16 protein-coding genes are annotated in these 18,303 nt (G+C 40.0%); 7 read left to right on the top strand and 9 right to left on the bottom strand.

Translation table 11 applies throughout. The features are described from left to right. Window positions 1–59 precede the first annotated feature (59 nt). Window positions 60–1,355 (top strand): TolC family protein, encoded by a 1,296-nt coding sequence (locus EWM59_RS11825; RefSeq protein WP_130021186.1) that lies wholly within the window; start codon window positions 60–62, stop codon window positions 1,353–1,355. A 181-nt stretch (window positions 1,356–1,536) separates the two neighbouring features. Here the strand turns inward: EWM59_RS11825 and EWM59_RS11820 are convergent, their stop codons facing one another. After that, window positions 1,537–2,859: a Gfo/Idh/MocA family oxidoreductase gene (locus EWM59_RS11820; protein WP_130021185.1), complete on the bottom strand. Its 1,323-nt coding sequence runs from the start codon at window positions 2,857–2,859 to the stop codon at window positions 1,537–1,539. A gap of 173 nt (window positions 2,860–3,032) precedes the next feature. Between EWM59_RS11820 and EWM59_RS11815 the strand changes: the two genes are divergently transcribed. The 4 genes from EWM59_RS11815 to EWM59_RS11800 all read left to right on the top strand — a co-directional run bounded on the left by EWM59_RS11815 (window position 3,033) and on the right by EWM59_RS11800 (window position 6,027). Then, a complete protein-coding gene (locus tag EWM59_RS11815; protein WP_130021184.1) occupies window positions 3,033–4,178 on the top strand; it encodes a redoxin family protein in 1,146 nt (381 codons plus the stop codon). A 6-nt stretch (window positions 4,179–4,184) separates the two neighbouring features. Next, on the top strand, window positions 4,185–4,670 hold the full coding sequence (locus EWM59_RS11810) for a helix-turn-helix transcriptional regulator (protein WP_130021183.1): 486 nt from the start codon (window positions 4,185–4,187) through the stop codon (window positions 4,668–4,670). A 110-nt stretch (window positions 4,671–4,780) separates the two neighbouring features. After that, window positions 4,781–5,308, top strand: coding sequence for a DUF4199 domain-containing protein (locus EWM59_RS11805; protein WP_130021182.1), 528 nt, complete (start codon window positions 4,781–4,783; stop codon window positions 5,306–5,308). Window positions 5,309–5,454: 146 nt separating this feature from the next. Next, window positions 5,455–6,027 carry a dihydrofolate reductase family protein gene (locus tag EWM59_RS11800; protein WP_130021181.1) on the top strand — a complete coding sequence of 191 codons (573 nt, stop codon included), beginning with the start codon at window positions 5,455–5,457 and terminating at the stop codon, window positions 6,025–6,027. A gap of 285 nt (window positions 6,028–6,312) precedes the next feature. Here the strand turns inward: EWM59_RS11800 and EWM59_RS11795 are convergent, their stop codons facing one another. The 6 genes from EWM59_RS11795 to EWM59_RS11770 form a co-directional block, all read right to left on the bottom strand. Beyond that, the gene (locus tag EWM59_RS11795) at window positions 6,313–7,290 is read right to left on the bottom strand and encodes a formylglycine-generating enzyme family protein (RefSeq protein WP_130021180.1); all 978 of its coding nucleotides are present in this window, start codon (window positions 7,288–7,290) and stop codon (window positions 6,313–6,315) included. A gap of 219 nt (window positions 7,291–7,509) precedes the next feature. Beyond that, window positions 7,510–9,969 (bottom strand): bifunctional UDP-N-acetylmuramoyl-tripeptide:D-alanyl-D-alanine ligase/alanine racemase, encoded by a 2,460-nt coding sequence (locus EWM59_RS11790; RefSeq protein ID WP_130021179.1) that lies wholly within the window; start codon window positions 9,967–9,969, stop codon window positions 7,510–7,512. Between the two features lie 47 nt (window positions 9,970–10,016). Then, window positions 10,017–10,454, bottom strand: a complete 438-nt coding sequence (locus EWM59_RS11785; protein WP_130021178.1) for a hypothetical protein — start codon at window positions 10,452–10,454, stop codon at window positions 10,017–10,019. A gap of 254 nt (window positions 10,455–10,708) precedes the next feature. Beyond that, the gene (gene coaD / locus EWM59_RS11780) at window positions 10,709–11,164 is read right to left on the bottom strand and encodes a pantetheine-phosphate adenylyltransferase (RefSeq protein WP_130021177.1); all 456 of its coding nucleotides are present in this window, start codon (window positions 11,162–11,164) and stop codon (window positions 10,709–10,711) included. 39 nt (window positions 11,165–11,203) lie between these two features. After that, window positions 11,204–12,082 (bottom strand): DUF3822 family protein, encoded by an 879-nt coding sequence (locus tag EWM59_RS11775; RefSeq protein ID WP_130021176.1) that lies wholly within the window; start codon window positions 12,080–12,082, stop codon window positions 11,204–11,206. Between the two features lie 75 nt (window positions 12,083–12,157). After that, window positions 12,158–12,598 carry an NUDIX domain-containing protein gene (locus tag EWM59_RS11770; protein WP_130021175.1) on the bottom strand — a complete coding sequence of 147 codons (441 nt, stop codon included), beginning with the start codon at window positions 12,596–12,598 and terminating at the stop codon, window positions 12,158–12,160. A 281-nt stretch (window positions 12,599–12,879) separates the two neighbouring features. Here EWM59_RS11770 and ligA point away from each other — a divergent pair, with 281 nt between their 5' ends. Then, complete coding sequence (ligA, locus tag EWM59_RS11765; protein ID WP_130021174.1) at window positions 12,880–14,958, top strand: NAD-dependent DNA ligase LigA; 2,079 nt, start codon at window positions 12,880–12,882, stop codon at window positions 14,956–14,958. 129 nt (window positions 14,959–15,087) lie between these two features. Here the strand turns inward: ligA and EWM59_RS11760 are convergent, their stop codons facing one another. Both EWM59_RS11760 and EWM59_RS11755 read right to left on the bottom strand, forming a co-directional pair. Beyond that, window positions 15,088–16,041, bottom strand: coding sequence for a nitrilase family protein (locus EWM59_RS11760; RefSeq protein ID WP_130021173.1), 954 nt, complete (start codon window positions 16,039–16,041; stop codon window positions 15,088–15,090). Between the two features lie 6 nt (window positions 16,042–16,047). Further along, entirely contained in the window at window positions 16,048–16,917 is an 870-nt protein-coding gene (locus EWM59_RS11755; protein ID WP_130021172.1) for a pirin family protein, read from the bottom strand. A 359-nt stretch (window positions 16,918–17,276) separates the two neighbouring features. Here EWM59_RS11755 and EWM59_RS11750 point away from each other — a divergent pair, with 359 nt between their 5' ends. Then, complete coding sequence (locus EWM59_RS11750) at window positions 17,277–18,266, top strand: transposase (protein ID WP_130021068.1); 990 nt, start codon at window positions 17,277–17,279, stop codon at window positions 18,264–18,266. Window positions 18,267–18,303: the final 37 nt, after the last annotated feature.

The raw sequence follows: 18,303 nt of genomic DNA, 5'->3' as shown, positions 1-18,303 counted from the left end.
GTAGTTTCATTGAGCTAAATTAACCCAAAATCAATGAAACTAAGTAAAAATACAACAACGTGAAAAATTACCTAATTCTTCTATTATTCATTGCCCAAACCTCATTTGCACAAGACACACTAACCTTAGAGAATGCCATAACCATAGCACTCGAAAAAAACTACGATGTAAAAATTGCCCAACTGCAACAAACCGTAGCAGAAACACAGGTTTTTAAAGGAAATGCAGGGATGCTGCCAAATATCAATTTCAATGCCAATGCCGGAACAGCCTTTAACGAAGTAAAACAGGTATTAGCCAACGGCAATGAAACCAATCGTTTTGGGGTGAACTTAACACCTTCGGCAAACGTAACCTTTGCCTGGACATTATATGACGGCAAACGTATGTATGCCATTTATGACCGTTTGAAAAACCAAAGCCAGTTAAGTCAGATTCAGACCCGTATAGCGATGGAGAATACGATGGCTAATGTAATGGCCGCCTATTATGAAATTATGCGGCAGAAACAGACTGTCAGGTTTTTAGAAACGATTATTAAATATTACGAAGAAAGATTAAATATTACCGACCAGCGCTGGCAGTTTGGTAAAGGCTCTAAATTAGATTATTTGCAGTCGAAAACTGATTTAGGTACACAAACCAGCCTATTGGTTCAGGCCAAGACCGACCTGAAAAATGCAAAGGTGGCCTTGAATAACCTGCTGGCAAGAGAACCTAACACAGACTTTGAAGTGCAGGAGGTTGTAGCCCTTACTTTTGACCCATCGCAGGAAGAACTCAGAAACAGAGCCCGCACAGCTAACAAAACCCTTCTGGCTTTCAGAAAAGCCACAGATATTACCTTGATTCAGCAAAGAGAAGCACAAGGACTTAAACTACCAAGGGTAACGCTTAATGCCAATTTAGGATATTCATTGAGTAAAACCAATGCAGGTCTCTTTTTATATAACCAGAACTACGGTTTGTCTCCGGGGGTTGGTCTGACGGTACCTATTTTTAACGGGCAAATTATCCGCAGACAGATTCAGACCTCTAAAATCAATACCGAAATTGCCCGAACACAGGAGCAGGATTGGATTATACAGATGGAAAATGACCTGGTGAGGGCCTATAACCAATACCAGACCGATAAAGAAATTCTGAAATTAGAAGAAGAATATAATCAGGTAGCGGAGGAGAATATGAAAATCTCATTGGAGAAATTCAGATTAGGAGGTTCTACTATTTTAGAGATAAACGAAGCGCAACGTAGTTTGAATACTTCGTTGAACCGCCTGACTAATGCCCGTTTCAATATCAAGATTTCAGAATTGCAATTGTTGCGTCTGAGTGGAGAGTTAGTGAAGGAATAAATTGAATCTTAGAAAGAAAGATTTTAAAAATCGGAATTTCATTTCAGAAGTGATTTCCTCCCTCCGCGCGGCGTCCGCTCTAAATCTCCCTCTCCTGAAAAAGGAGCGGCCGCCGCGCGGAGGGAGACTTTTTTTTAGCCCCTCTCCCAAGGGAGAGGGGTTGGGGTGAGGGGATTCTGTATTAAACAGCTTTGGTTTTACCCGGCATTGGAATCTGATACCAGCCATCTTTATCAGGTAAAACTTTTGGAAGTGCATCCCATGTGAATTTTTCAGGCATTAAATCAATATTAGAATTTAAAGCATCTTCCCATTTCACACGTTTGCCCGAATAGCTTGCCATACGTCCCATAATAGCCGTCAGGGTACTATTCGCTCCTCTTTCGGCATCGTTGATAGGTTTGTTGTTTACAATGCAATCAAACAATACATCGTGTTCAACCTGATATGGGTCTTTGTCGCCTTCGCTTTTATGTCTCCAGATACTGTTTCCTTTCAAATCAAATATTTTACCTTCGGTAGCACGGCCTTTGGTACCTACCAGATGCTCTGATACATCTGAAACCGTACCCGGCTGATGGCGGCAGTAGCTTGATAAAACCATACCATCGGCATATTTGAATTCTACGGCATGGTGGTCATAAATTTCACCGAATTTTTTATCTGTTCTTACCTGACGTCCACCCATCGCAACGGCTTCTACCGGATTACCTTGTTTAAACCAGTTTACAACGTCGATATTATGAATATGTTGCTCGTTGATGTGGTCGCCACAAAGCCAGTTGAAATAGTACCAGTTACGCATCTGGTATTCCATTTCGGTTTGTCCTGCTTCACGTTCTTTTACCCATACCCCATCGTTGTTCCAGTAACAACGGGCAGCTACGATATCACCAATAAGACCTTCGTCGATAACTTTTTTGTAGGTTTCAAGATATGATTTCTGATAGTGACGTTGTAAACCAACCACCACTTTCAGGTTTTTCTTTTTAGACTCTTCGGCAGCCGCTAATACACGACGGATACCCGGCGCATCGGTAGCCACAGGTTTTTCCATGAAAACGTGTTTGCCCTGGCGTACGGCTTCTTCAAAATGTATTGGACGGAAACCCGGAGGGGTTGTCAGGATAACTACATCGGCCAGTGCAATGGCTTGTTTGTAACCATCAAAACCAACAAATTTTCGTTCTTCTGGTACATCAACACGGCTTTTTACACTTTGTCTTTTGCTATTTTCTTTTTCGGTAGTAAGATTTTTGTAAGCATAGTCAATTCTGTCACGGAAAGCATCTGCCATTGCTACTAATTTTACATTTTCTTTCACAGAAAGTGCCTGAAAAGCAGCACCTGTGCCACGGCCACCGCAACCCACCAAAGCAACTTTGATGGTATCGTCAACCGATGAGTTGGCATAAGAATTTAAAGGCAGGCTTGTTACCGATAGGCCTCCTGCAACTACCGCAGAAGCCTTTACAAAATCCCGGCGAGAAAAGTTTGAGTTCATGTATTTGTGAGGTTATACGAGTTGAAATATTTAAGAAAACAAATTTAGAGCATTTATTGAAATTATAACGCTTTTGAGCAGAAAATGTGAAACTCTGCTCCTTAATAATTTTGAAAACCATGCAATTTATCGGTAAATTTGAGTATCAATTCTACCTATCTACTATTACATCTATGAAACCATTTATTGCCATTTTGTTGCTATTTTATAGTTGTTTATCATGGGCACAGCCTAAATTTGTACCCAATCCGCAGGCTGTACCCAGGCAACCCACCCCTACTTTGGCTATCGGTGCCAAGGCACCTGATTTCAGATTACCTGCCTCTGACGGCAAATATTATTCGCTGAAAGATTTTGCTTCTGCCAAAGTATTAGTTATTATTTTTACCTGTACTCACTGCCCTACGGCACAAGCCTACGAAGACCGAATAAAGGCCATTGTAACAGATTATAAGAGTAAAGGCGTATCGGTAATAGCTATCTCTCCCAATAGCCCTATTTCAGTATTATTAGAAGAATTAGGCTATACCGACCTGAACGATGATTATGAAAATATGGCTATCAGAGCCAAAGACAAAGGGTATAATTTCCCTTATCTATATGATGGCGATACAGAAGCTACCTCTATTAAATACGGCCCGGTAGCTACCCCTCATGCCTTCGTATTTGATAGCCAGCGACTATTGAAATACAACGGACGTCTGGACGGCATTGAAAAACCCGGACAAGCCAATGCCGAAGATTTAAGAGCGGCTATTGATGCTACCTTGGCAGGCAAAGAAGTGGCAACACCAGTAACCAAGACTTTTGGCTGTTCGGTAAAATGGGCATGGAATACAGAATATAAAGCCAAAAACGAAAAGAACTGGGAGTCGAGACCTGTGAATTTAGAAGAATTAGATACGGAGGGAGTAAAGAAATTAGTGAGTAACGACTCGGATAAATTGCGATTGATTAATGTATGGGCTACCTGGTGCGGGCCATGTATTCTTGAATATCCTGATTTTTTAGAATTGCAGCGAATGTATGGTGCACGGGACTTTGAATTTGTATCGCTGACAGCTGATAAAATGGATAAAAAAGACAAAGCCCTGAAATTTCTGCAAAGCAAACACTCAGGAGTAAAAAACTATATTTTTAAAGAAGATGATACTTACAAACTCATAGAAGCCATAGACCCTAAATGGAATGGCGCATTGCCCTATACACTACTGATTGAACCTGGCGGCAAGGTTATCTACTCTTTGCAAGGAAGCATTGAGAGCCTGAAACTCAAAAAACTGATTGTTGAACACCCTAAAATCGGAAGATATTTTTAGAACCTGATGATGCTTAATTTCCTGATACGAAACAAGTCTGTTATTCTTTACGGCATTTCATTGGCACTACTCATGTTTATTCTGAAATGGCTTGAGCTGCGCTTAATCATTTTCAATCATGCGTTTGAAATGTATGTTGGTGCCATTGCCCTTATATTTACGGCTTTGGGCATCTGGTTGGCACTTAAACTTACCAAACCCAAAGTGCAGATTCAGGTAGTAGAACAGATTGTTGAAAGAGTTTATCAGGAAGAAAACGCTGAGGAGTTCAGAGTAAATGAACAGGCATTACAGGAGTTAGGGCTAAGCAAAAGAGAATTAGAAGTTTTACAGTTAATGGCTACCGGTCTGAGTAATCAGGAAATAGCTGCGAAACTATTTGTATCGCTCAATACTATCAAAACACATACTTCCAAGGTTTTTGAAAAATTAGATGCCAAGCGCAGAACACAGGCTATTGAAAAAGCCAAACGGCTGCATCTGATCCCTTAGTGTACCTCACGCTTTAGTATGAAAATTGCCTTTTTTGATAAAATCACCCAAAAGTATGAGTGAAAACCGGCGTTAAGGTTTCAGTTTTGTGCCACACAAATCTAAAACATATGAAAAGACTAATTATCATCTGTGGATTAATTTCAGGCGTTATTATATCCACGTTTATGGTTTCATCAGTTGGCTATTGCTACTCTTCGGGCAACTTCGATGGCAATATATGGGTAGGCTATGCCTCTATGTTGTTGGCATTCTCGCTCGTTTTTGTAGGTATTAAAAATTACAGAGACAAATACAGCAATGGCACAATTACTTTTGGCAAAGCCTTTCAGGTAGGCCTATACATCACCCTGATTGCCTCTACCATGTATGTAATCGTCTGGGCTATTGATTACTATTTCTTTGTCCCCGACTTTATGGAGAAATACACCAGCCATGTGATAGAAAAAGCAAAAGAAAGCGGAGCAAGCCCAGCAGAAATTAATGAACAAATTGAAATGATGGAAAAATCTTCCAAACTCTATGAAACACCCATTGGCGTAGTTTTATTGACCTATATGGAGATTTTACCTGTGGGACTTGTGGTAACCTTAATAAGTGCCTTGATTCTGAAACGGAAGAATATGGCATTGGCGTGAACAATTGTGAATTAGTGAATAGCGAATTAGCGAATAGCAAATTAGCGAATAGCAAATTAGCGAATACGGACGCCGCGTGGGTGAATTAGTGAATTTCAATCACTGTAAAAACAGTAATAAACATTAACAATAGAAAGTAGAACCGTATGAGAAAAATAATTTCATTTATGCACTTATCGCTTGACGGTTTTGTGGCAGGACCGAACGGAGAACTTAATTGGGCGAAAGTTGATGAAGAACTTTTTGACTATGTAGGCAGCCGGATAAGTGAAGGCGACACTGCCCTATATGGACGGGTAACTTACCAGATGATGGAAAGTTACTGGCCTACCGCAGCAGACCAACCGGATGCAAGCAAGCACGACATTGAACACTCAAAATGGTATAAAAAAGCACACAAAGTTGTTTTATCGAACACCCTGAATGAAGCAGAGTTGACTAATACAACGGTTATCAGCGACAACCTTTCGGATAGACTCAATGAAATAAAACAACAGGGAGGCGAAGATATTCTGCTTTTTGGTAGCCCGACCGCCACACACGCCTTGCTTGAACAGAATTTAATTGACGGCTTCTGGCTATTTCTCAACCCGATTGTGCTTGGAGCAGGTATTCCCTTGTTTACAGACATTAAAAACAAAATAAACCTGAAACTATTGAATACCCGACAATTTGCTTCAGGTGTAACTGAATTGAATTATGTAGTGGATAGGGAATGATAGTGAAATGGTAACGGCACGGTCTTGAAGGAATTGCCAGACTGCCTATGCAAAGTAGTATTTGTAGCAATCCAGCATTTTTTAAAATAAAAATGGGTTCAAAGTTCATATGAGTTCACAGAAAAACCAAAGGTAAGCACAAACCAGATACGTTGATGTAGAAAGAAAAATAAAATTCGTTATTAATCATAAATCTCTCGCAATAAGCCAGTTTAGTGGCTTTTGCGAGAGATTTATTAAGAGAAATTATTCACTAATTCACAATTCGCTAATTCACGATTCCTATCAAGGAATATCCTTCGGAGGGCGAGAGAAATAGGCTTCTATTTCTTCTTTTGATGGTTCTTTTAGCGGTCTCACTACTCTGAAACCTAAAAACGGAGCATCGGTCAGCCACCAGTCAGATTTCGGAATCTGTGGGTCACGTTGTTTCAATTCCGGTGTTGACGTACGACGTGCCGCACTACGCAATTTATCAGCATCATCGTCCCAGTGTCCGCCACGAATAGCGTGTGGATAATGGTTGCTTGGTTTTACATAAGGATTATTACCTGCTTCCGGTTTGCCATAAAAGTCAGCTACATACAAGTCTGAAGTCCATTCGGCTACATTGCCATACATATCATACAAGCCCCAGGCATTAGGTTTCTTCTGTCCTGATTTCTTATAGGCACCATCTGAATTATCATAGAACCACGCATACTCTTTCAGTTGCGAAGCATCGTTACCAAAATGAAACGTAGTGGTAGAACCTGCACGGGCGGCATACTCCCATTCTGCTTCGGTGGGGAGGCGGTAGAAATGCCCTGTTTTGGCATACAACCATTTACAAAAAGCTCTTGCCGCAAATTGTGTAACATTACATACCGGAAAACCACTCTCTTTTCCTTGTCCGAAAGACATCTCCACATAAGGTTGTGTCGGGCGGGCTACTACGTCAACACGGTTTTTTACTTCGGCTGTATTTTTATCGTCGGTTACTTCTAAATCTTTATTAAAAAAGGTCTCATACATTTCCCATGAGATTTCGTATTTAGCCATCCAGAAAGCATCAATTTTTACTTTGTGTTGTGGGCCTTCGTCGTCTTTGCGGTTCTTTTCATCTGCGGGGCTACCCATCGTAAACTCTCCTGCCGGAATGGGTACCATATCAAGGCCATGTGCTAATCCTGGGATATGTTCGGTGTAAGGTTTTAAATCTTCGCTACGAAAAGCGGTGAAGAATAGTAAAGTTGCGATGACAAATAAAGATACTTTTTTCACTTAGGTTGAAATGTTTGGTTTCACAAATATAATTACGACTTTATTACAAATCAAAAAAGACAATTATTCCTTTGATGCCCTATAAAATTTTGCCACAATGTACACAACAGAAACACAATGTTACACAAATGTCCTTTTCCTGAAATTGTGTAACATTGTGACTATAGTGTACATAGTGGCAGATAGCTATTTTTATTATAAAAAGGCATGACAGCATGCTTATTCCTTATAAAAGACACGTTTTACACGCTCACTTACGCCTGTCAGTATCTCGTAAGGAATAGTACCGATAGAGGCTGCCAATTCATGAATGGGCAGATCTTTACCAAAAATTATTACCTCATCTCCTTCTTCGCATCTGGCTTCGGTTACATCAACCATCGTCATATCCATACATACATTGCCTATTACCGGGCATCTGACACCATTTACCAGAACCTCCCCCACTCCTTTGCTAAAGCCTCTGTCGAAACCATCGGCATAGCCAATGGCAATGGTAGCAATACGTGAATCTTTCTCTAATACCCCCTTGCGGCTGTACCCGATGGTTTCGCCTTTTTTCAGGTGTTTAATCTGTGAGATAATCGTTTTCAGGGTGCCTACTGTCTGCAAAGATTTCTGCTCAATTCCGGTGGCTTCTACGCCATATAGCCCTATGCCTAACCGAACCATATCAAACTTGGCTTCAGGAAAACGGATAATTCCGGCAGAATTACAGATATGGCGAAGCGGGGCTTGTCCTTTAGGTAATGCCTGAATGATTTTGTCAGACATACGCTTAAAACGTTCTATCTGAGATTTCGAGAAATCGTTATGCTCGCTTTCATCGGCCCCTACTAAATGGCTGAAAATAGAAGCAACTTTAATAGCCGGATTCTGTGCTAACTGTTCAATCAGCTTATCAATATCCTGTTCTTCAAAGCCCAGGCGGTGCATACCTGTATCTAACTTGATATGGATTTTGAAAGTAGAATCAGGAAATGAACGAATGAAATCAAGAAAACGACGGAATATCTGAAAACTGTAAATCTCCGGTTCCAGGTCATATTCCACCAGTTTACTAAAAGTTTCCGGCTGCGAATTGAGTACCATAATGGGCAGTTTAATTCCATTCTGGCGTAAGGTTACGCCCTCGTCAGGATAGGCCACACCGAGGTAATTTACCCGATGATATTCTAATAAACTGGCGACTTCTGCACTGCCGCTGCCATAAGCATAGGCTTTTACCATTACCATAATTTTAGTATCGCTGCCTACTTTGCCCCGATAAAAATTAAGGTTATGCGTAAGTGCATCGAGGTTTATTTCAAATACAGTTCCGTGTACTTTCTGAATCAGCTTATCTACTATCTTTTCAAAAGCAAATTTTCTTGCTCCTTTTACCAGTATCAGGCTATCATGTAGCTGATTAATGGGATATGCTTCCAGAAAATCTTCGGTAGATTTAAAGAAAACAGCCTCCACATCAAAAAACCTTGAATTTCTTGAAATATCCTCGCCAATACCTACCATCTGGTCTATCTGTTTGCCTTTTATCAACTCAGCAATGCTTCTGTATAAATCTACCTCTTTCAGACCCGACTGTAACAAATCACTGATAATTAGTACCTTATTATTTTTGGTATGATGCTGGCTCATAAAATTGAGCGCCATGTTCAAGCCTGCATAGTCGTTATTATAGGTGTCGTCAATCAGGTAACAATCATTAATCCCCTGCTTTAATTCCAGACGCATGGCAATGGGTTTCAAGGCCATCAATGCTTCTTCGGTTATACTTAAATCCTGTCCTTTAGGTGTCAGTAAAAGCTTGGCAAAAACACAATGTGTAGCATTTTCGATAGAGGCATCATCAGTAAACGGAATCCTGAATTCATATTCTTCGGCATTCCAGTTAATGGCTAAAGTAGTATAAGTAGCCGCTTTGGTAAAAGTAACATTAATCGGGCTTTCCTGGCTTTTAGACCAGCCAATGAGTTCTATTTCCGGATTAACGGCTTTCAGCAGAAGTTTGATTTCTTCGTCTATTTCTTCGTAATCTTTGCAATAAATAAGTGTTTTAGTCCGACGGAACAGGCGTAGTTTTTCGGTAACTTTCTGTTTACGGCTTCTGAAACCCTCATCATGTGCCGAGCCTATATTGGTAAAAATCCCGATTGTAGGACTGATAATAGGCTCCAGATTTTCCATTTCACCCGATTTTGAAATTCCGGCTTCAAAAATACCCAGCGTATGGCTATCATTCATTTGCCATACCGATAAGCCCACACCAATTTGAGAATTATAGCTGCGCGGGCTTTTAATAATGGTATAGTCTTTTGCTAATAAAGCACTCAACCACTCTTTTACAATGGTTTTACCGTTGCTCCCTGTGATACCTATTACCGGAATATTGAATTTCTTTCGATGATTGGCCGCCAAATTCTGCAAAGCTCTGATACCATTTTCTACCAGCCAGAATTTTGCTTCCGGAAAACGCTCATTCAAATCGGGTTTAGCTGCTTTTTTTTCGACAACAAACTCACGGACACCCTTTTCGTAGAGTTCTTCAATAAAATTGTGTCCGTCGTGGCGTTCTCCTTTAATGGCAAAAAAGATACTTTGCTGCGGCTGAGAAACAAAACGGCTATCGGTCAGTAAAACCGTAGCGCCGGTAATAAGAGGTTCAGAAAAGAAGTTCACTGTATATGTTGTAGAAAATAGCTGAGACTAAAGAAAAACAATCAATCTTATAGAGAAGGTACTAATTCTAAATTGATTGTACTTGATGCGGCAATAAACTTGTTGTTTTCGGCCTGTAAAATAAGTTTATTATTGGATAGTTGCAAAACTTTAAACTCTCCGCCAAATCCGGTAATCTGAATATCCAATACCTTATCGTCATTTTTCAGATACCAGGTTCCGGCATTTAAAATCTGCTTTGATGCACGGTCTCTGCCACGGGTAATATTATCTGCACGAAATTCGAAATCAAGAGAAAAAATAGCCTGTGCCTGAGAACCTACTTCATTTTGCCCCAGCGTTCTGCCGGTAGGGTCGGTATAACGGTCTAATTTCCAGTAATTGGCTGTAAGAATTTTGGCAGAGGCATTCATAGGTTCTTCTGTTTTGTCTCTACAAGCAAAAACAAAAGCAACGAGTGTCAGAACAATTAGTATTTTTTTCATTGTGAGTGGAGCGTACGGATACGCCTGATTTAAAATGAATACAAAATTAGCATTTTCAGCTTAGAATTAAGAGTATGTTTAAAAATTATCGTTCGACCTACAAAGGCATCTTTTTCAGCTATCCTGCGTTGCATTTTTTCGATGTAGCTGCCTGCTACATCTGCAAAATGCGCCTTGTTTAGCTTAAAAATCTGCTCTTTTCGGTCAGAAAAATAAAATTTAAACATACTCTAAAAACGCAGATGGTACGCATTTTATTCCAGATCGTAAGGCAAATAATCGTTTACTTTGGCACCAAACTTATGTAATTCTCTCACAATAGTAGAACTAATAGGGGCTAATTCGGGAGAAGTAATCAGGAAAACAGTCTCTAAATCTTTAATCAGATGCCTGTTTACCTGCGATATTGTATTCTCGTATTCAAAGTCGGTAGTGTTTCTTAAACCTCTCAGCAAAAATCTGGCCCCATACTGCTGTGCTATGCTGGCGGTTAAGCCATCATAGGTAATAATGCTGATATTCTCTGTCTCATGAAAAGCCTCTTTAATTTTCAGCGTCATGAGTTCGAGTGGAAAATGTCTGTTTTTTTGCGTATTGTTACCGATTCCGATAATCACTTCATCGAAAAGTTTCAATCCACGTTTAACAATATCTGCATGACCTTTCGTGAATGGGTCGAATGAACCGGGAAAGAAAGCTATGTTTTTCATGAAATGAGTGTCAGAGGTTAAATAGTCGTTTTTGTTGTACTAATACAGGTAATAAGAACAAAACAGCGTATAATAGCGGTGTTCGGGAATTTGCTCAAAGTACTGGCTAAATCGTATTTTTACCGGATTTCTGGCAAATTCAATATTTTTAAGGGTCTTGTTCAACAAAATATATCCTTCCGAAAAAGAGGTTATTTCACCATAAAATGTAACAGGCATTTCAGTTTCCAGCCCTAATTCGTTCATAATAAACAATACATGATATACCATGTCGGGGGCCGTGCGGTATTGAAAACGGTTGCAAAAATGCAGTTTATCGTCCTGAAAGTAAATCAGCGACACATAATTCTCCTCAAAATACAGATGCAAGCCATGATTGGTTCTGTCTTTTACTATCCCCTCAATCAATGTACTAATCACAGGAACAGGCGTAATTTTCTTGGCCGGATACATCTCTTTCAGCCAGTTTATGAGGTCTCTTTCAACGCTAAAAACATTGATGATACCAAAATGACTGTTCTTAAACTCAAATATCTGCTCATGTTCGGCCAGATTTTTTCCTGCGGCAAAATTGAGGTATTTAACCACCTCATCTGACTGATAATATTCTTCAGGAATCAGTGTAAAGTGATTGGCATTGACTGTTAATCTGATGGTTTTCCAGTAATTGGCGGCTAAAAACTGATGCCCCTGATAAATTCGTTTGACAGTACTTAACAACTGGTTATGTGTCAGTAACGAAAAAACGTGGTAATCTTCGAGCCACATAATTACGTTATGAATGGTACTATATATAGCAAAGCGAAAACGGTCATGCCCCACTTCAATCATCAGGTGGCTATCGGCTATCTGATTTACATCAAAGCGGTCGTCTTTTATTTCAAAGCTCGGTGAAATATGCGTAACTGTGGACTCCAAGTTTATGACTGGATTTGGTTGTTCCTAAACAAATTGCCGTTTCACGGACAATTTTAATAAAATTTAAGCGATTTCCTAAGAATTTATCGCTAAATATACTTCTTCTGTGAAAAATTCTCTCTTTTGCAAGGGTATCCATCTCACATCTTTTATCAACTGTGCATCGGGCATTAATTCGGGGTCAATTCCTTTCATTAATTCACCTGATTTTATCTGTACCCTGAAATAGAGTTCTATGGCATGTATAGGCGGATGAATAAATTCGTTTTTAAACCAGAACTGTCCGACCTCTACCTCAAACCCTGTTTCTTCCTTAAACTCTCTTATCAGTGTTTCTGCCATAGTTTCTCCCTCAGCCATGCCTCCACCGGGTGGTAGCCATACCTCATTGTCGTTGATTACACCTTTATGGCATACCATCAGCACCTGTTCGTTTTCAATACAAATACCGCATACCCTTATCCGTATCCGGTTACTATAAAGTTTTCTGGCTATTTCCTGGGCCTCATCAATCATCGGGTATGATAGAAAATTTTGCAAAGATACTGATTGCAGGCTACGAGAATGAAAGTGGGGTTTAAAAATTATTGGAGATTCAAATTAAAATTTACCTGAACAAATGATTCTCTTCTCAACCGATGGCTTCGGACGTCGCACAGTCGAAGCCAGTAGCCAAGCCTGTATTTCATTAAAAACTCATTCATAAATTTAACCTCATTCCTCCACTTCCTTGAATATTTCTCCTAAATTTGAACTGATAAATCAAACCTTATTTATACCATATACCCACATACCACATGAACCCGGCTGACAGAATTATTGAACTAACCGAAAAGCTGAACTACTACAATGAACGCTACTATATGGATAGTGTTTCGGAAATTTCAGACCAGGAATTTGACTTACTGCTGAAAGAATTAGAAAGTCTTGAAACCGAATACCCCGATTTAAAACAACCTGATTCGCCTACGCATAGAGTGGGTGGAGGCATCACCAAAAACTTTGCCAATGTAGCCCACCGCTACCCGATGTTATCATTGGCAAATACCTATAGCGAGCAGGAACTGATTGATTTTGATGAACGAGTAAGAAAAGGGCTGAATGGAGAAAGTTACGAATATATATGCGAGCAGAAGTTTGACGGTATTTCGTTATCAATGACTTTTGAGAACGGGATTTTTGTAAGAGGTGTAACCCGAGGCGATGGGGTAAGAGGCGACGATATTACAACAAATGTAAAAACCCTGAGAAGTCTGCCTTTGAAAGTAAATCCTAAAGAAGGCATTTCGGTACCGCCTATTTTTGAGGTACGCGGCGAGGGATTTCTGCCTTTTGCTTCGTTCGAAAAAATGAATAGAGAAGCCGAAGAAGCAGGAGAAGAAAGTTATGCCAATCCACGCAATGCGGCTTCGGGCACATTCAAATTGCAGGACTCAAAAGAAGTAGCCCGCAGAGGGTTAGATGCCTATATTTACCAGTTTTTAGCCGACCAGGAGATTTTTGCTACCCATGAAGAAAGCCTGATAGCATTAAAAAAATTAGGCTTTAATGTCTCTCAGACTTATTGCAAATGTGCTACCATAGCCGATGTAATGGCTTATATAAAAGAATGGGAAGACAAACGTTATTCTCTCCCATTAGCCACTGATGGCATTGTAATAAAACTGAACTCGTTTGCCCAGAGAGAAGAATTAGGCTACACCGCTAAAAGTCCAAGATGGGCGATTGCTTATAAATACAAGGCCGAATCGAAGCCTGCTATTCTGAGGGGAGTTACCTATCAGGTAGGCCGCACAGGGGCTATTACACCCGTGGCTGAATTAGACAACGAAAAACTGAACCATAAAGGGATTCATTTATCAGGCACCACAGTTAAACGGGCTTCTTTGCACAATGCCAATGAAATAGAACGGCTTGATTTGAGAATCGGCGATACGGTTTTTGTAGAAAAAGGCGGAGAGATTATCCCGAAAGTTACCGGCGTTGATCTTACCCGAAGAGGAATGTTTGATACTCAAAAAATTGAGTACCCGACTAATTGCCCTGAGTGTGGGGCTGAACTATATAGGAAAGAAGGCGAAGCTAACCATTATTGCCCGAATGAAAAGGGTTGTCCGCCGCAAATCAGAGGAAGAATAGAGCATTTTATCCATCGCAAGGCCATGAATATTGATAGTCTGGGAGAGGGTAAAATTGAATTGCTTTACGAAAAAGGCTTGGTTAAAGATGCGGCAGATTTGTATGATTTGAAATATGAGCAGTTATTTGGCTTAGAAAAAGTAATTGAAGATAAAGAGACAGGCAAGGTTAAGCGAATTGGATTTAAAGAAAAAACAGCACAGAATATAGTAGATGGCATTGAAAAATCGAAAGAAATGCCTTTTAAACAGGTGCTTTTTGCCATTGGGATACGCTATGTAGGTGCCACAGTAGCCGAAAAGTTAGCGAGTTTTTTCAAGAATATTGATGCCATTAAAAATGCGTCTTACGAAGAACTAAGAACTGCGCCGGAGATTGGTGATAAAATAGCCCTGAGTGTATTGGAGTATTTTCAGAATGAAGATAACCGCCAGTTTATTGAACGATTACGTACGGCAGGTTTACAACTAACCGCACAGAATGAAGTAAAAGAGATAGAGGGCGATACGCTGACAGGCAAAACGTTTCTTTATACCGGAACATTTGAGAACTTTGAACGTGAGGCTTTGGAACTGAAAATTGAAGCCAATGGTGGTAAAGTAGTAAGTGGAGTATCAGGCAAATTAGATTACCTGATTGTAGGCGATAAACCGGGTTCTTCTAAAATAGAAAAAGCCAAAAAACTGAATGTAAAGATGATTTCTGAGACTGAGTTTATGGCAATGTTAGCCGTTTAAAGCTGTTCGAACAAATTCACTAATTCATCAATTAGTCTTTTACCGATTGTTTTATCAGGGTCTAAGTCAGGGTCGTAAATGGTTAGCTGAAAACCTGTAACGAGCCCTGACTTGAGAAATATCCATTGTTTATTTATTCATATTCAACCAGACTACTTTTTGTTCGGGTGTATGCTCCTGCCCGATAATATCTCTGTATAAATCAGGTCTGCGGGCTTTTTTGTAGCGGTATCCTCCTGCCTGTGTTAGTTTTTCGGGGGTGAGTGTAGCGGTTACAAAATCGTCGCCGAGGGTTCTGCATTCGGCTATTATATCGCCAAAAGGGTCTAAAATCATCGAGCAGCCGTTTTTCAACTGGTCGGCATCCATGCCAATCGGGTTCGAAAAAATGGCGTAAATGGCATTGTCATAAGCTCTCGCAGGTAACCATTTCATCAGCCATCCTCTACCTTTCATGCCATCAAACTCTAAACGCAACGAGGTTGGGTCGGCCTCTCTGTTTTCCCAGAGTTTAGGGTCAACAAAACCTGCTCCCGGCCGTGTAGATGGGGTGCACATGGTTACATGTGGCATAAAAATAATATCAGCCCCTAAAAGCGTAGTGGCTCTTACATTTTCAATCACGTTGTTGTCATAACAAATCAGAATACCGCATTTCCAGCCATGTATCTCAAACACACAATATTCATTACCGGGTGTCAGGTGTGTATTGATAAAAGGGTGTAATTTGCGATACTTAGCCACCAGACCATTTTTATCTACGCACACATAGGCTTTGAAAAGGTTGTCGTCTTCGTCTTTTTCAAAAAGCCCGGCCAATACTACAATATCATGTTTTTTGGCAATGGCAATCAGTTGTTGAATACTTTCTCCGTCAGGTATCGGTTCGGCAATGTCAAGCATCTGCGCTTTTGTAAAAGGCATGGCAAAGGTATAGCCCGTAATAGAACATTCGTGAAAAGCAATGACTTGTGAGCCTTCTGCTGCGGCTTTTCCGGCTAATCTGTCAATTACAGATAGGTTATAGGCTTTATCACCACTTTTGTTTTCAAACTGGGCAGTTGATACTTTCAGGTTATTCATGAATCATCAGGTTGGTAGTGGTACAAATTCGGTTTCTCCCGGAATCTTCGGAAAAGTCTGCTCTTTCCATTGGGTTTTAGCTTCTTCTATGGCTTCTTTACTGCTTGATACAAAGTTCCAATAAATGAAGCGTTCTTCGGGGAATGGTTCTCCGCCAAAAATATAGATAGTACTGTTTTCTTTTAAGGTAAACTCGCATAGTTCGTCCTGTTTGGCTACCAATATGCGCTTAGGCTCATAGCTGATACCCTCATTTTCAATGCTCCCCTCCAGTATATAAATTGCTACTTCACCAAACAATTCATGCCCTATTTTAATGGTTTTCTCTGCTGTGCTTTTGAGTTCTAACAAAAACAATTTGCTATACACAGGCACAGGCGACTCATGCCCGAAAGCTGTACCTGCAATGAGTTTGTAAGATACGCCATCATTTTCCCAGGCAGGAATTTCGTTTTCAGAAGCATGATAGAATGACGGCTCCATAGTTTCTAAATCTTTGGGCATAGCTACCCATATCTGTAAACCATGTAACATTTTATCTGATGTTCTCAGGTAATCAGGCGTGCGCTCAGAGTGAACAATGCCTTTCCCCGCGGTCATCCAGTTTACTTGTCCGGGTTTAATTTCCATTTCTACCCCAAGGCTATCACGGTGCATAATGCTCCCCTCAAAAAGATAGGTCAATGTCGAAAGTCCGATATGTGGGTGCGGTGGAATATCAATATTCTGGTATTCACTCATACACGCAGGCCCCATGTGGTCGAGAAAGATAAACGGCCCAACCGTTCGCTTACCCCTGAAAGGTAGCAGTCGCCCCACCATAAAATTCCCAATATCGTGCGGACGTTCTTCTATAATTAAGCTGATGTTTGACATGAAATATAATTGAGTGATTTAGTGAATGTGTGATTGAGTGATTAATTAATTTAGCTGATTTTAAGTGATATGTAATTTCCCGATATGTATCGATAACTATTTACTTTTCGACTAATCACTCAATCACACATTCACTAAATCGTAGTATTGCAAAGTCGGAATAAAATTTGGTTTATAGTTAAGATACAATAAAATTAAGACACGGTTAAGTTGGTCATATTGACGCTAAATTGGTAAAATATATCTGGAGTGATGCTAATAGCCAACTTACCCACTTCATGCGATTATGGACAGTTCACTGGGACATAGATCTCTTCAAACGATGATGTTATAAGCATGAAATAAACTATTTTAAAACAATGACTATAAACAAACAGTACATAGGTATCGATGTGGGAAGCCATGAGTTAGTCATCGCTCAGGGCTTAAGTCAAGCTTCATCCAAATTCATCAAACTTCCTGTACAAACTATCGACAATACTATAGAAGCTATCAATCAGTGGATTGAGACACTTGGTGAAAATGTACATATTATTTTTGAACAAACTGGTACTTATAATCTTCCATTAAGCTATGCTTTAACGCTTCATGAGATTACTTTTAGTGTAATCACTCCAAGCCAAAGCAAAGGGTTTGTCAAAAGTATGAAAGTTACTCATCAGCATGATGGAGTGGATGCAGCCTTATTAAGCTTGTATGGAGCCAATTATCAACCTGCTCCCACCAGTATCGAAGATGAGCATTTGCATCATCTCAGACAAAAAAGGAAACATTTATCCACTTTAATGACTCAGAAACAAGCCTATGAGAATCAACTTCATGCCTTGTCTTTTGACCCAAGAGCTGACAAGTTAGTCATTGAAAGTTTAGAATTATTGCAAATGACCTTGCAAATACAAATCACTAAATTTAAAGAGGAACTCTTTACTTTAGATGATGACCAACATAAACACTTGTTTGGTTTAATCAAATCAGTAGTGGGTATCGGTGATGCCTCTGCCAATGCTTTGATTATCGCCAGTGATGGGTTTAAGAACTTTAGCAATGTCAAGCAAGTACTTAAGTTCTTAGGAATTGTTCCCATCGAAAAACACTCCTCCAAAAGTGTACACAAAAACTATGGGCTGGCTAAAACCGGACTGGGTTATGTCAGAGCGATTCTTTATATGGCTGCCCGAAGTGCTAAAAAATATAACCTGGCCTGTGTGGCTGTTTATCAAAGGCAAAGAGCCTTGGGTAAAGCTCACAAAGTCGCTATGATTGCCGTGATGAACAAATTAATCAGACAAGTTTTTGGGGTGGTTAAAAACCAAACCTTGTTCGTCAATGATTTTGAGTTTGCCAAATAATATTTCGACTTTTTATTGACTTTTAACACAGTTCATC

This window comes from Emticicia agri (assembly GCF_004168285.1).
GTDB lineage: Bacteria > Bacteroidota > Bacteroidia > Cytophagales > Spirosomataceae > Emticicia > Emticicia agri.
Note: the sequence above shows the minus strand (reverse complement) of the source record. Positions and strands in the feature narration are given on the sequence as shown.